Annotated in this window: 18 protein-coding genes; 5 read left to right on the top strand and 13 right to left on the bottom strand. The window is 69.0% G+C overall.

The window, feature by feature from the left end; translation table 11 throughout:
- Positions 1-43: 43 nt before the first annotated feature.
- Positions 44-769 (top strand): S1 family peptidase, encoded by a 726-nt coding sequence (locus AXK60_RS18035; protein WP_068573265.1) that lies wholly within the window; start codon positions 44-46, stop codon positions 767-769.
- A 94-nt stretch (positions 770-863) separates the two neighbouring features.
- Here AXK60_RS18035 and infA read toward each other — a convergent pair whose 3' ends face one another.
- Positions 864-1085: a translation initiation factor IF-1 gene (gene infA, locus AXK60_RS18030; RefSeq protein WP_005140011.1), complete on the bottom strand. Its 222-nt coding sequence runs from the start codon at positions 1083-1085 to the stop codon at positions 864-866.
- A gap of 108 nt (positions 1086-1193) precedes the next feature.
- Positions 1194-1742 (bottom strand): NUDIX hydrolase, encoded by a 549-nt coding sequence (locus AXK60_RS18025; protein ID WP_068573263.1) that lies wholly within the window; start codon positions 1740-1742, stop codon positions 1194-1196.
- 72 nt (positions 1743-1814) lie between these two features.
- On the opposite strand from AXK60_RS18025, the gene AXK60_RS18020 reads away from it, so the two are divergent.
- From AXK60_RS18020 to AXK60_RS18010, 3 genes are all read left to right on the top strand, one after another.
- Positions 1815-3116: a bifunctional o-acetylhomoserine/o-acetylserine sulfhydrylase gene (locus AXK60_RS18020; RefSeq protein ID WP_068573261.1), complete on the top strand. Its 1302-nt coding sequence runs from the start codon at positions 1815-1817 to the stop codon at positions 3114-3116.
- A 247-nt stretch (positions 3117-3363) separates the two neighbouring features.
- Positions 3364-3603: an AbrB/MazE/SpoVT family DNA-binding domain-containing protein gene (locus tag AXK60_RS18015; protein ID WP_068573259.1), complete on the top strand. Its 240-nt coding sequence runs from the start codon at positions 3364-3366 to the stop codon at positions 3601-3603.
- Positions 3600-4022: a PIN domain-containing protein gene (locus AXK60_RS18010; protein WP_068573257.1), complete on the top strand. Its 423-nt coding sequence runs from the start codon at positions 3600-3602 to the stop codon at positions 4020-4022. Before AXK60_RS18015 ends, AXK60_RS18010 begins: the two co-directional genes overlap by 4 nt.
- A gap of 5 nt (positions 4023-4027) precedes the next feature.
- On the opposite strand, the gene AXK60_RS18005 is transcribed toward AXK60_RS18010, so the two are convergent.
- From AXK60_RS18005 to rpsH, 11 genes are all read right to left on the bottom strand, one after another.
- Positions 4028-4693: a hypothetical protein gene (locus AXK60_RS18005; RefSeq protein WP_068573255.1), complete on the bottom strand. Its 666-nt coding sequence runs from the start codon at positions 4691-4693 to the stop codon at positions 4028-4030.
- 66 nt (positions 4694-4759) lie between these two features.
- A complete protein-coding gene (locus AXK60_RS18000) occupies positions 4760-5536 on the bottom strand; it encodes a MerR family transcriptional regulator (RefSeq protein ID WP_082778099.1) in 777 nt (258 codons plus the stop codon).
- 72 nt (positions 5537-5608) lie between these two features.
- Complete coding sequence (gene map, locus AXK60_RS17995) at positions 5609-6406, bottom strand: type I methionyl aminopeptidase (RefSeq protein ID WP_082778098.1); 798 nt, start codon at positions 6404-6406, stop codon at positions 5609-5611.
- Positions 6403-6948, bottom strand: a complete 546-nt coding sequence (locus tag AXK60_RS17990) for an adenylate kinase (RefSeq protein WP_068573253.1) — start codon at positions 6946-6948, stop codon at positions 6403-6405. The genes map and AXK60_RS17990 overlap by 4 nt, the downstream gene beginning before the upstream one ends.
- Complete coding sequence (gene secY, locus AXK60_RS17985) at positions 6945-8264, bottom strand: preprotein translocase subunit SecY (protein ID WP_068573251.1); 1320 nt, start codon at positions 8262-8264, stop codon at positions 6945-6947. The genes AXK60_RS17990 and secY overlap by 4 nt, the downstream gene beginning before the upstream one ends.
- 321 nt (positions 8265-8585) lie before the next feature.
- Positions 8586-9044, bottom strand: a complete 459-nt coding sequence (gene rplO, locus AXK60_RS17980) for a 50S ribosomal protein L15 (protein WP_068573249.1) — start codon at positions 9042-9044, stop codon at positions 8586-8588.
- Positions 9045-9047: 3 nt separating this feature from the next.
- A complete protein-coding gene (gene rpmD, locus AXK60_RS17975) occupies positions 9048-9227 on the bottom strand; it encodes a 50S ribosomal protein L30 (RefSeq protein ID WP_068573247.1) in 180 nt (59 codons plus the stop codon).
- Between the two features lie 3 nt (positions 9228-9230).
- A complete protein-coding gene (gene rpsE, locus AXK60_RS17970) occupies positions 9231-9875 on the bottom strand; it encodes a 30S ribosomal protein S5 (RefSeq protein WP_068573245.1) in 645 nt (214 codons plus the stop codon).
- 43 nt (positions 9876-9918) lie between these two features.
- Positions 9919-10323, bottom strand: coding sequence for a 50S ribosomal protein L18 (gene rplR / locus AXK60_RS17965; protein WP_068573243.1), 405 nt, complete (start codon positions 10321-10323; stop codon positions 9919-9921).
- A 3-nt stretch (positions 10324-10326) separates the two neighbouring features.
- A complete protein-coding gene (gene rplF, locus AXK60_RS17960; protein ID WP_068573241.1) occupies positions 10327-10866 on the bottom strand; it encodes a 50S ribosomal protein L6 in 540 nt (179 codons plus the stop codon).
- A gap of 15 nt (positions 10867-10881) precedes the next feature.
- Positions 10882-11280 (bottom strand): 30S ribosomal protein S8, encoded by a 399-nt coding sequence (rpsH, locus tag AXK60_RS17955; protein WP_068533016.1) that lies wholly within the window; start codon positions 11278-11280, stop codon positions 10882-10884.
- A 555-nt stretch (positions 11281-11835) separates the two neighbouring features.
- On the opposite strand from rpsH, the gene AXK60_RS17950 reads away from it, so the two are divergent.
- Complete coding sequence (locus AXK60_RS17950) at positions 11836-12561, top strand: hypothetical protein (protein WP_068573239.1); 726 nt, start codon at positions 11836-11838, stop codon at positions 12559-12561.
- Positions 12562-12602 lie beyond the last annotated feature (41 nt).

Below are 12602 nucleotides of genomic sequence, written 5' to 3'. Positions count from 1 at the left end.
TATCCGTCACCGACGATTCCCAATGATTCGATAGGACCGAGACATGCGCATGTCCCTCGCTCGCCGACTGAGCGTCGCCGCGACCGCCGCCGCCGGCGTCGCCACGTCGTTGCTGGTCACCGCCGCTCCCGCCGCCGCCGCGCCGCGCATCGTCGTGGGCCCCGGCTCCGAGATCGACGTGGTGCAGAAGCGCACCGGCGACGGGATCGAGGTCGCCGCCTGCACCCTCGGCGTCCTCGCGATCACGCCGAACGGCGAGCGCGTCGGCGTCACGGCCGGCCACTGCGGACGCGCGGGACAGGACGTCGCCGTGCCCGTGCCCGGCACCGAGCGCACCATCGCCGCCGTCGGCAAGATCCGCCAGTCGTCGAACCCGAAGGTGACCAAGGACGGGCGGGTAGCGGACTTCAACGCACCCGACTGGGCGACCATCACCTTCAAGAAGGACGTCCCGCTGAGCACCTCGCTCGGCCGCGTCAAGCCCACCCGCGTCGCCCGTGCCGTCGTCGGCGACCGCGTGTGCCGCCAGGGCCGGACCACCGGCTGGCAGTGCGGCAAGGTCGTCGACGTCGCGACCACGCGGATCCTCACCGACCTCAAGGGCGATCACGGCGACAGCGGCGGCCCGCTCGTCCGGCTGTCCGACGGTGCCGCGCTCGGCCTCACGACCGGGGGTATCCAACTCTCGACGAACAGCGGCCTGATGTCGGAATTCATCGACCTGCAGTTCGTGTTCGCCCAGGCCGGCGGCCTGCGGCTCGCGGTCTAGCAGCCGGACTCCGGGCAACCGGACCCGATCGACCCGCAGATACGGAAAAGGCCCACCCCGCGGGGTGGGCCTTTCTCGTCGCTGCGCTACACGGTCACTTGTACCGGTAGACGATGCGCCCGCGCGTGAGGTCGTACGGAGAGAGCTCCACGACCACGCGATCCTCGGGCAGAATACGAATGTAGTGCTGCCGCATCTTGCCGCTGATGTGTGCGAGCACCTTGTGCCCGTTCTCCAGCTCGATGCGGAACATTGCGTTGGGGAGCGGCTCGACGACGCGGCCCTCCACCTCGATGGCTCCGTCCTTCTTCGCCATACCCTCCACGATCCTGTTGTCTTCAGCGGACGCCGTGTGCGACCTGTGCCCCGCCGCGAGCGGCCGGGCATGCGGCCGAACGCCGCGCTACCCATCTATTCTACGCGCTCACGACCCTCCGACCGAATCCTGGCCGAAGGCCCCGTCGGAACCGCCCTCGCGGCTGACGAGGTGCAACGCGAGTCCGACCGAGTCGGGGACGAAGTCCGCGGGGTCCGCGGCGACCGCCGCGAGCAGATCCGCCGGCTCCATCCACTCACCGCTCGCGACCTCCTCGGCTTGGTGGACGAGCGCACCGTCGTACGTGCAGACGTACTGGAAGCAGACGAACCGGGTGTGCGCGTCCGCGTACGAACGGACGCCGACGGGCCGCAACTCGACCCCGTGCACGCCCAGTTCCTCGAAGGCCTCGCGGGCGGCACCGTCGTCCGGCGACTCCCCCGCCTGCAGCACCCCGCCCGCGCAGAAGTCGCGCAGGCCCGGGTAGAGGTCCTTGACGACGGTGCGCCGGTGCACGTAGATGCGGCCGGCGCCGTCGAAGACGAGGATCGCCGTCGCGCCGTGCCGGAGGTTCTCCGCGCGCACCCGCGAGCGGAGCGCCGAGCCGGTCTCGCGCCCGGCCTCGTCGAACAATCCGACGATCTCGTCCTGCGGCATGCGCCTCCCCCTTTTCCCACAGTATGAGTCAAACCCTGGACATCGGCGCGCCCGTGCACTTGTATCGGGGCCATGAGCAATCCGGACAGCCCGAACTGGCACTTCGAGACCACGCAGATCCACGCCGGGCAGTCGCCCGACGGTGCGACCAACGCGCGTGCGCTCCCGATCTACCAGACCACGTCGTACACGTTCAACAACACCGACCACGCCGCGGCGCTGTTCGGGCTGGCCGAGCCGGGCAACATCTACACCCGCATCATGAACCCGACCCAGGACGCCGTCGAGCAGCGCGTCGCCGCGCTCGAGGGCGGTGTCGCGGCGCTCCTCGTCGCCTCCGGCCAGGCCGCCGAGACGCTGGCCATTCTCAACGTCGCGGAGTCCGGCGACCACATCGTCAGCTCGCCCTACCTGTACGGCGGCACGTACAACCTGCTGCACTACACCCTCGCCAAGCTGGGCATCGAGGTCACCTTCGTCGAGAACCCGGACGATCTGGAGCAGTGGCGCGCCGCCGTCCGCCCCAACACCCGCGCGTTCTTCGCCGAGACCATCTCCAACCCGCGCGGCCACGTGCTCGATGTCGCGGGCGTCTCCGGCGTCGCGCACGAGAACGGTCTGCCGCTCATCGTCGACAACACCGTCGCGACCCCGTACCTGCTGCGCCCGCTCGAGCACGGCGCCGACATCGTGGTGCACTCCGCGACCAAGTACCTCGGCGGCCACGGCTCGGCGATCGGCGGCGTCATCGTCGACGGCGGGAACTTCGACTGGACCCAGGGCCGGCACCCGAACTTCACCACCCCGGACCCGTCGTACCACGGCGTCGTGTTCGCCGACCTCGGCGCGCCCGCGTTCGCCCTCAAGGCCCGCGTCCAGCTGCTGCGCGACCTGGGCCCCGCCATCTCGCCGTTCAACGCCTTCCTGCTCTCGCAGGGCATCGAGACGCTGAGCCTGCGGGTGGAGCGGCACGTCGAGAACGCACAGAAGGTCGCCGAGTTCCTCACCGGCCAGGAGGCCGTGACCGACGTGATCTACGCCGGGCTCCCCTCGTCGCCGTACCACGATCGGGCGAAGGAGCTGCTGCCCAAGGGCGCCGGCGCCATCGTCGCGTTCGAACTGGGTGGCGGCGTGCCCGCGGGCAAGGCCTTCGTGGACGCGCTCCAGCTGCACAGCCACGTGGCCAACATCGGCGACGTGCGCTCGCTGGTGATCCACCCCGCCTCCACCACGCACAGCCAGCTCAGCGAGCAGGAGCAGCTCGAGGCCGGCGTGACCCCGGGCCTGGTGCGCCTGGCCGTGGGCATCGAGCACATCGACGACATCCTCGCCGACGTGCAGGTGGGCCTCAAGGCCGCCGCGGACGCGTCCTAGGGATCCGCTGATGCACGCGCTGCGGTGGTTGCGTCGGGCCGTCCGGTCCGTCCTGCGGGACGACGATGCCTGGACCGCGGCCGTGCAGCGCGGGTGCACGTAGCGCCCGATCCGCTCGTCGAAGGCACCCCCGACACCGTGAACGACGGAGTCGGGGGTGCTTCGTTCTGCACGCACTCGGATTCCGTCCGATTCGGACAGGGATTTCACCGGGATCGGATTGGGATACGACTGGTAGAGTGATCCCATGGAAGCAACAGTGGATTCCGTGGGCCGGATACTGGTCCCGAAGCAGCTCCGCGACGCGCTCGGCATCACGCCCGGCTCGGTGGTCGACATCTCGTGGTACGGCAGCGGCGTTCAGATCACCCCCGGCGGCCGTACCGCGAAGCTCGAGCGTGACGATGACGGTCGCCTGGTCGCGGTCGGCGACACCCCCTTCGATGACGACGTGCTGTTCGCGCTGATCGACGCCGGCCGCAGATGACGTCGGCGGCACTCATCGCGGTGGATACGTCCGTCGCAGTCCCCCTCTTATCCACCCTGCACCGGCAACACGAAGCCGTCGCCATGTGGGCGTCCGGGAAAAAGCTGGCATTGAGCGGTCACGCGCTTGCCGAGACCTATTCCGCGCTGACTCGGCTCCCGGGCGGGTCACGGGTCGCCCCCACCGATGCGACGGACCTCATCGACGCGAACTTCGAGCAGGTCCTCACGCCGGCGCCCCGCACAACAACCGAGATCCACCGATTGTGCGCGGAGCTGAACATCGCAGGAGGTCCGGTGTACGACGCGCTGGTCGCGTTCGCCGCCCGTGACAACGGCGCCACACTGGCCACCCGCGACGCCCGGGCACGTGGCATCTACAGCCTGGTGGGCGTCACGACGACCTTCGTCGCGCCGTAGCCCGGTTACCGCTCCAGGGCCGCCCGGACCTGGCGCTCCAGGGCGACGGTGGCGGGTCTCGGCAGGTCGATGAGGCCGTCGAGCTCGGACCGGGCCCGCTGGTACGCCTGCTGGCGCTCCGGGCCCGTGGCGGCACCGTCGAGTGCGACGGCCAGGAGGCGTTGCGCCTTGGCGAGGCGTTCCTGCTCGATCGGCGAGAAGTCCCCGCGGCGTCGGCGGTGCGCCTCCTGCTCGGCGACATCGAACGCGGCGGCGTAGGCGTGGACGGCGTCGCGGTACTCCTCCACCCCGTCGACCTGCTCCGGGCCGTCCGGGCGGAGCAGGTCCGCACGACGCTTGGCCTTGTGGAAGTCGACGGTGAGCGGCTCCCGCATGTCGACCATCATCGGGAAGTCGAGGATCGTCGACAGGTCCGTCTCGTACTCGAACCAGCGGGTGTCGACGGCGTCGTGGTCCGCGACCGCGCGCGCGAGTTCCTGCCGCACCTCGGCCGCATCGACCTGCGCGCGGCCCTTCGCCTGCGCCATCGCGGCCTTCGTCTCGTGCTTGATGCGGTACCGCTCGAGCCGGCGGTCCGCCCGCCGGTCACTCCAGCTGACCGCGCCCTTGACGCCGGCCGCGATCACGCCGCTGAAGGGGAAGATCAGCCACCAGAAGTTGAGCCACTCCACCTCACCAGGGTAGCGCGATGATTCGGGCCGCTCAGGACATCGTGTCCGTTCCCGAGCGGCCCGGAATCAGTTCTGCTGCTCCGCGTTCGCAACGATCACGTCGTGCACGTACTGCGCCAGGCCGGGAGCGATGTCGTCGTAGTGCTTGGTGAAGCGCTCGTCGGCGACGTACATCTGCGCGAGGCACACCTGCATCTCGTAGCTGCAGTCGTAGAACTTCTCGATGCTCGCCCGGTGCTGTTCGGCCAGTTCCCCGGCCTCGACGGTGCCGGGCGCGACCCCGCGGGCCAGGCCGTCGGCGAGCGCCGCCTCCAACGCATCGGTGTCGGCCTTGATCGCCTGCCAGTCCGCCTTGGAGAAGTGCCTCGTGCGCTCCGCACTCTGCTTCCACTCGTCGGTCTCGCCCCAGCGCTGCTGCGCCTCCTCGGCGTACTCGTCACCCATCCAGTTGTCGCCGAAGATCTCGGTCTGCTCCTCGGCGGTCAGTTGGATGCCCTGCTTCTTGCTGTTCATCATGTCCTCCACAGCCGCGACCATCCGGTGCAAACGGTCGATCCGCTCGGTCAGGAGCTTGCGTTGCTGCTCCAGGTGCGCCATGGCGTCGGCCGACGGATCGTCGAGCAGGGTCGCTATCTGCTCGAGGGGAAAACCCAGCTCCCGGTACATCAGCACGCGGTGCAGCCGCTCGACGTCGGCGTCCGAATAGGCCCGGTAGCCGGCGCGGGTGCGCGCCGACGGCGGGACCAGCCCGATCTCGTCGTAGTGGTGCAACGTGCGGACACTCACCCCGGTCATCCGCGCGATGACGCCGACCGGGTGGAACCGATGCTTCCCTTCGTTCACAGCGACCACACTGCGGCCTCACGTCGCGTGAGGGTCAAGCGCGGCACCGTCATCGCAGGTCAGGGAGGTGGGTCAGGGACGCGGAGTGAGGATGCGCGGACCGTCGGCGGTGACGGCGACGGTGTGCTCCCAGTGCGCTGCGCGGGCACCGTCGTCCGTGACGACGGTCCAGTCGTCCTCGAGGACGGAGGTGTCCGGGGTGCCGAGCGTGAGCATCGGCTCGATCGCGAGCGTGGACCCGACGACGAGGCGCGGGCCCTTGCCCGGGTCGCCCTCGTTGGCGAGGAAGGGCTCCATGTGCATCTCGCGGCCGATGCCGTGGCCGCCGTAGCCGTCGACGATGGCGAGGTCGCGACCGAGCCGCGCGGCCTGCGCGTAGGTGGCGGTCTCGATGGCGTGCGAGACATCGGTGAGGCGGTTGCCGTCGAGCATCGCGGCGATCCCTGCCTCCATCGCGAGGCGGGTGGCCTCGGAGAGGTCCGCGTCCTCCGCCGACAGCTCGCCGACGCCGAAGGTCCACGCCGAGTCGCCGTGCCAGCCGTCGAGGATCGCACCGCAGTCGATGGACACCAGGTCGCCGGCGGCGAGCACCGTCGACCGGTCCGGGATGCCGTGCACGACGACCTCGTTGACCGACGAGCAGATCGAGCCCGGGAAACCGTGATAGCCCTTGAACGAGGGCACCCCGCCGGCCTCACGGATCACCGTCTCGGCGACCTCGTCGAGCTCGAGCGTGGAAACGCCGACGCGGGCGGCGTCGCGGACCGCGACGAGCGCGCGGCCCACGACGGCGCCCGCGGCGGCCATCGCGTCGAGCTCCCCCGCGGAGCGGAAGGGCACGGTCTTCTTCGTGAGGCGGAAACGACTCACTTGTCGAGCTGCGCGGTGACCCGGCCCAGCACCTCGTCGACGGTCCCGAGAGCGTCGATGTGCGTGACGAAGTCGCCGTAGTAGTCGAGCAGCGGCGCGGTCTGATTCGCGTACACCTGCATGCGGTTGCGGATGACCTCTTCGGTGTCGTCCGCGCGGCCGCGCGCGAGCATGCGCTCGACGACGGTGTCCTCCGGGACGTCGAAGGAGATCACGGCGTCGAGCTTCTCGCCGCGCTCGGTGAGGATCTCGGCCAGCGAGTCGGCCTGATCCGTCGAGCGCGGGAAGCCGTCGAGGATGAAGCCGTTCTTCGCGTCCGGCTCCGTCAGGCGCGAGCGCACCATGTCGACGGTGACCGACGACGGGACCAGCTCGCCCGCGTCCATGTACTTCTTGGCCTGGACGCCGAGCGCGGTGCCCTCGCTGATGTTCGCACGGAAGAGGTCGCCGGTGGAGATGTGCGGGATGCCGTACTTCTCGGACAGCCGCTCGGCCTGCGTACCCTTGCCCGCCCCGGGAGGGCCCAGAATAACCAGTCTCACTTGAGGAATCCTTCGTAGTTGCGTTGCATCAATTGACTCTCGATCTGCTTCGTGGTGTCGAGCGCCACGACCACGATGATGAGGATCATCGTGCCGCCGAAGGGCAGATTGCTCGTGCTCGAACCGCCGCCCATCTCGAGGAACAGGTTGGGGAGAATCGCGATGATACCCAGGTACAGCGAGCCCGGGAGGGTGATCCGCTGCAGGACGTAGTTGAGGTAGTCCGCGGTCGGCTTGCCGGGGCGGATGCCCGGGATGAAGCCGCCGAACTTCTTCATCTCGTCCGCGCGCTCCTCCGGGTTGAAGGTGATCGCCACGTAGAAGTACGTGAAGAAGATGATCAGCGCGAAGTAGACGGCGATGTGCCAGGGGCTCGCGGGGTTGACCAGGTTGTTCTGGATCCACACCACCCAGCTCGCCGTCGAGCCGTTCGCGACCAGCTGGATCACCAGCTGCGGCAGGTACAGCAGCGACGACGCGAAGATGACCGGGATGACGCCCGCGGTGTTGACCTTCAGCGGCAGGTAGGTCGACGAGCCGCCGTACATCTTGCGGCCGACCATGCGCTTGGCGTACTGCACCGGGATGCGGCGCTGCCCCTGCTCGACGAAGACGACCGCGACGAGGATCACCACGACCGCGACGCACACGAGGCCGAAGACGAGGCCGCCCTGGCTCTGGAGGATCTTCTGCCCGTCGGCGGGCAGGCGGGAGGCGATGCCCGCGAAGATGAGCAGAGACATGCCGTTGCCGATCCCGCGCTCGGTGATCAGCTCGCCGAACCACATCACGACGATCGCGCCGGCGGTCATCACGACCACGATGGTGACCAGGGTGAACAGGTCGTTGTTCGGGAGGATCGGCTTGTCGGCCGGGCAGCCCTGCAGCAGCTGGCCGCGCGAGGCCATCGCGACGATCGCGGTGGCCTGCAGCAGTGCCAGCGCCACCGTGAGGTAGCGGGTGTACTGGGTGATCTTCGCCTGGCCGGCCTGGCCCTCCTTGCGGAGGGTCTCGAACCGTGGGATGACCACCATCAGCAGCTGGATGATGATCGACGCCGTGATGTACGGCATGATGCCGATCGCGAACACCGACAGCTGCAGCAGTGCGCCGCCGGAGAACATGTTGATCAGCGAGTAGACATCGGCGTTCGCGCCCTTGCTGACAGTATCGATGCACTCACTGACGTTCTTGAAGTCCACGCCGGGCGACGGCAGGGTCGCGCCGAATCGGTAGAGCACGACGATGCCCAGGACGATCAGCATCTTCCGTCGCAGATCCGGGGTCCGGAAGATCGGGACTAGGGCCGAAAGCACACATCCTCCTGGCAGCCGGGCGACCCCGACCGGGGCGCCCCACGCTCGTGGACACGTCCTCCACCCGCGGCGGAGTGCCGTGTCCTCATGGGTAATCCTGCAAACGTATGAAACTCTAACAGCCGCTCTCAAAGAGGCTGTTCAGGGTGGGTGGCAGACCGCATGCGCGGTGACCAGCCCGCGCGGCACACAGCCCGCGGGTTCGGAGCGTACCGCCCGGCAGGAGGCGGACGGTCACCGTCGAACCCGCGAAACGAGAGCCGCGGTAGGCACCGGTGACCGGCGCCTACCGCGGCGTCCACGTTGCGCTCAGCGCGAGGACTAGGCCTCGGCCGAGGGCTTCAGCTCGGTGGTCGAACCACCGGCGGCCTCGATCTTCGCCTTGGCGGCGCCGGTGACCTTGGTCGCCGTCACGTCCACCTTGACGCTGATCTCGCCGTCGCCGAGAACCTTGACGACACGGTTCTTGCGAACCGCACCGGCGGCGACGAGCTCGTCGATGCCGATGGTGCCGCCCTGCGGGAACAGACGGGCGATGTCGCCCACGTTCACGACCTGGTACTCGACCCGGTTGCGGTTCTTGAAGCCCTTGAGCTTCGGCAGCCGCATGTGCAGCGGCATCTGCCCGCCCTCGAAGTTCACGGGGACGTTCTTGCGGGCCTTGGTGCCCTTGGTGCCGCGACCGGCGGTCTTACCCTTGGAGCCCTCACCGCGACCCACGCGGGTCTTCGCGGTCTTCGCGCCCTTAGCGGGACGGAGATCGTGCAGCTTGATAGCCATTGCTTACACCTCCTCCACTTCCACGAGATGCGACACGACCTGGATCAGGCCGCGGTTGACGGGGGTGTCCTCACGGACGACCTGCTTGCGGATGCCCTTGAGGCCCAGCGTCCGCAGGCTGTCGCGCTGGTTCTGCTTGAGCCCGACCAGGCCACGCGTCTGAGTGATCTTCAGCTGTGCCATGACTTACGCTCCCTGACCCGCGCGAGCGCGGAGCATGCCGGCCGGGGCGACGTCCTCGACGGGCAGGCCGCGACGAGCCGCGACCTCCTCGGGACGCTGCAGCTCCTTGAGAGCCGCCACGGTCGCGTGCACCACGTTGATGGCGTTGTCCGAGCCCAGGCTCTTGGCGATGACGTCGTGGACGCCGGCCGCCTCGAGCACGGGACGCACGGCGCCACCGGCGATGACACCGGTACCCGGGCTGGCGGGACGCAGCAGCACGACGCCGGCCGCGGCCTCACCCTGCACCGGGTGCACGATGGTGTTGCCGATCATGGGGACGCGGAAGAAGTTCTTCCGAGCCTCCTCGACACCCTTCTGGATGGCCGCAGGAACTTCCTTGGCCTTGCCGTAACCGACGCCGACCATGCCCTGGCCGTCGCCGACGATCACGAGGGCGGTGAAGCTGAAGCGACGACCACCCTTCACGACCTTCGACACGCGGTTGATGGTGACGACCTTCTCGATGAACTGGCTCTTCTCGGCCTCACGGCCACCGCGCTGATCGCGATCGCGACCACCACGGCCGCCGCGGCGGTCGTTCGAGTTCTCGGGGCCGTTGCTGCCGGCGGGCCCATTGCCGCCGTCACGACGCTGACGTCCGGGCATCAGGCTGCCTCTCCTTCGATGGAAAAGATGGTGGTGTTGGTCATCAGAACTCCAACCCGCCTTCGCGAGCGGCGTCCGCGAGAGCGGCGATCCGGCCGTGGTACTTGTTGCCACCACGGTCGAACACGACGGCCTCGACACCGGCTGCCTTGGCGCGGGCCGCGATGAGCTCGCCGACCTTCTTCGCCTGGGCCGACTTGTCGCCACCCGCAGCCTTGACGTCCGCCTCCAGCGTCGACGCCGCGGCCAGCGTGTGGCCCTTGAGGTCGTCGATCAGCTGCACGTGGATGTGCCGGCTGGAGCGCTTGACGACGAGGCGCGGACGGGCCGCGGTGCCCTCGATCTTCTTGCGCAGGCGGAAGTGACGGCGAGCCTTCGACGTGCGACGACGAGTCGAAACGTCCTTGCCCACCGGGATACGCTTGTTGTTCTCGGTCTGAGTTGCCATGAGTTACTTACCCGTCTTTCCGACCTTGCGACGGATCTGCTCACCCTCGTACCGCACGCCCTTGCCCTTGTAGGGATCGGGACGACGGAGCTTGCGGATGACCGCCGAGATCTGGCCGACCTGCTGCTTGTCGATGCCGGACACGGAGAACTTGGTGGGGCTCTCCACCGCGAAGGTGATGCCCTCGGGCGCCTCGATCGGCACCGGGTGGCTGTAGCCCAGGGCGAACTCGAGGTCCTTGCCCTTGAGCGCCACGCGGTAACCCACGCCGTAGATCTCCATCTTCTTGGTGTAACCCTCGGTCACACCGGTCACCATGTTGGCGACCAGGGTCCGCGACAGGCCGTGCAGCGCGCGATTGCGCCGCTCGTCGTCGGGACGGGCCACCACGACGGCGCCCTCTTCGTTCTTCGACACCGAGATCGGCTCGGAGACGGTCAGCGACAGCTGGCCCTTGGGGCCCTTGACGGTGACGTCCTGGCCTGCGATCTGCACGTCGACGCCCGCGGGAACGACCACGGGGTGCTTACCAATACGCGACATAAGTTTGTTGTCCCCTTACCAGACGTAAGCGAGGACTTCGCCGCCCACGCCCTGCTTGGCTGCCTGGCGATCCGTGAGGAGGCCCGAGGACGTGGAGATGATCGCCACGCCCAGGCCACCGAGGACCTTCGGCAGGTTGGTGGACTTCGCGTACACGCGCAGACCGGGCTTCGACACGCGGCGCAGGCCGGCGATCGAACGCTCACGGCTGGGGCCGTACTTCAGCGAAACGACGAGGTTCTTGCCCACCTCGGCGTCCTCGGTACGGAAGTCGGTGATGTAGCCCTCACGCTTGAGGATCTCGGCGATGTTCGCCTTGATCTTCGAGTGCGGGAGCGTCACCTCGTCGTGGTACGCCGAGTTGGCGTTGCGCAGACGGGTCAAGAAGTCTGCGATCGGATCAGTCATGGTCATGACAGATTCGTCTACCTTTCTCGCAGCGGTTCCCATGCATCGCCGGCGCTCTGGTGCCCTCACGAGGAGGGCCTGGATCGTCCGACGGTGGGCCTACTACGAAGCAAACCGTCCTGCAATACCGTTGCACTGCAGGGATTCCGGACCGGCCGGACGAGTCCGTACCGGTTCGGGGAAGTGCGCCGGCCGTGCTCGAAGCACGGCAGGCAACCTCACTAGTGTAGAGAAAGTCCCGGTCAGAGTCGAATCAGTGTGGCTCGTCCGGCCCGGAGGGCGCCACAGGTCACCGGGCCCGACGGTGCCGCCCGGTCGTCCCCCGCGCCGCACAGACTCCCCCACTCCACGGCTCCGCCCCCACCGGACGCCGGTCGTGCGGTGGGGGCTCGGCCGTCCCCCACGCGGCGCCGACGTCCCCCGCGCCACGCCAGGCCTCCCGCATCGGACGCCGACTCCCCCACCACACGCCGTGCACCGTCGGCCATCCCCCGCGCGGCGCCGACTCCCCCACCGCACGCCGGATCCCCCACCCGACGCCCACCGCGTACCGTCGGCGCCATGACGCACGGCGATACCGGGGTCTTCACCCTCCACCTCGTCGAGCTGCCCCGGACGACGACGGCGTCGCTGCTGGTGCGGCCGCCCGGGCCGGGCACCGTCCCCGGGCTGCGGCACGCCGAGACCCTGGCGCTGATGCGGCTCGGCGCGCCCGTCGTCTCCCCCGACCGCCTACAGCTGCGCCGGTTGGCGATGTTCGCGCGGTGGGACGACGAGGCCGCGATCGACGACCACCTCGCGAGCCCGGCCGGCGCACGACTGGCCGACGGCTGGCACGTGCGGATGCGTTACCTGCGGCGATGGTCGCAGATCAGCGCGCTGCCGGGACTACCCGCACGGGCCGGCGAGTGGGACGAGGACGAACCGGTGGTCGCGGTCACCGTCGCCCGGATGCGCCTGCCGGAGGTGCCCCGCTTCCTGCACTGGGGGCGGCCCGTCGAACGCCAGGTCCGCGACGATCCCGGCGCGACGCTCGCGGGAGCGGCGATGCGCCCGCCGAACACCATCGCCACCTTCTCGATCTGGCGGACCGTCCGCGCGATGACGGACATGGTGCACGGCCACAGCGACCTGCCGGATCCACATCGGCACGAGGTCGCGATGGAGGAGCGCCGGCGCCGGGACTTCCACCACGAGTTCGCGACCTACCGGTTCCGGCCGGTCTCCGAGCACGGCAGCTGGGACGGGCGGCGCGGATACGTTCCCGGCCTCCCGCCCGGCGCGTGACGCCCGGGGTCGCTCCCGGCGCGTGATGCCCGGGGTCGCTC

Source organism: Tsukamurella pseudospumae (assembly GCF_001575195.1).
GTDB lineage: Bacteria > Actinomycetota > Actinomycetes > Mycobacteriales > Mycobacteriaceae > Tsukamurella > Tsukamurella pseudospumae.
Note: the sequence above shows the minus strand (reverse complement) of the source record. Positions and strands in the feature narration are given on the sequence as shown.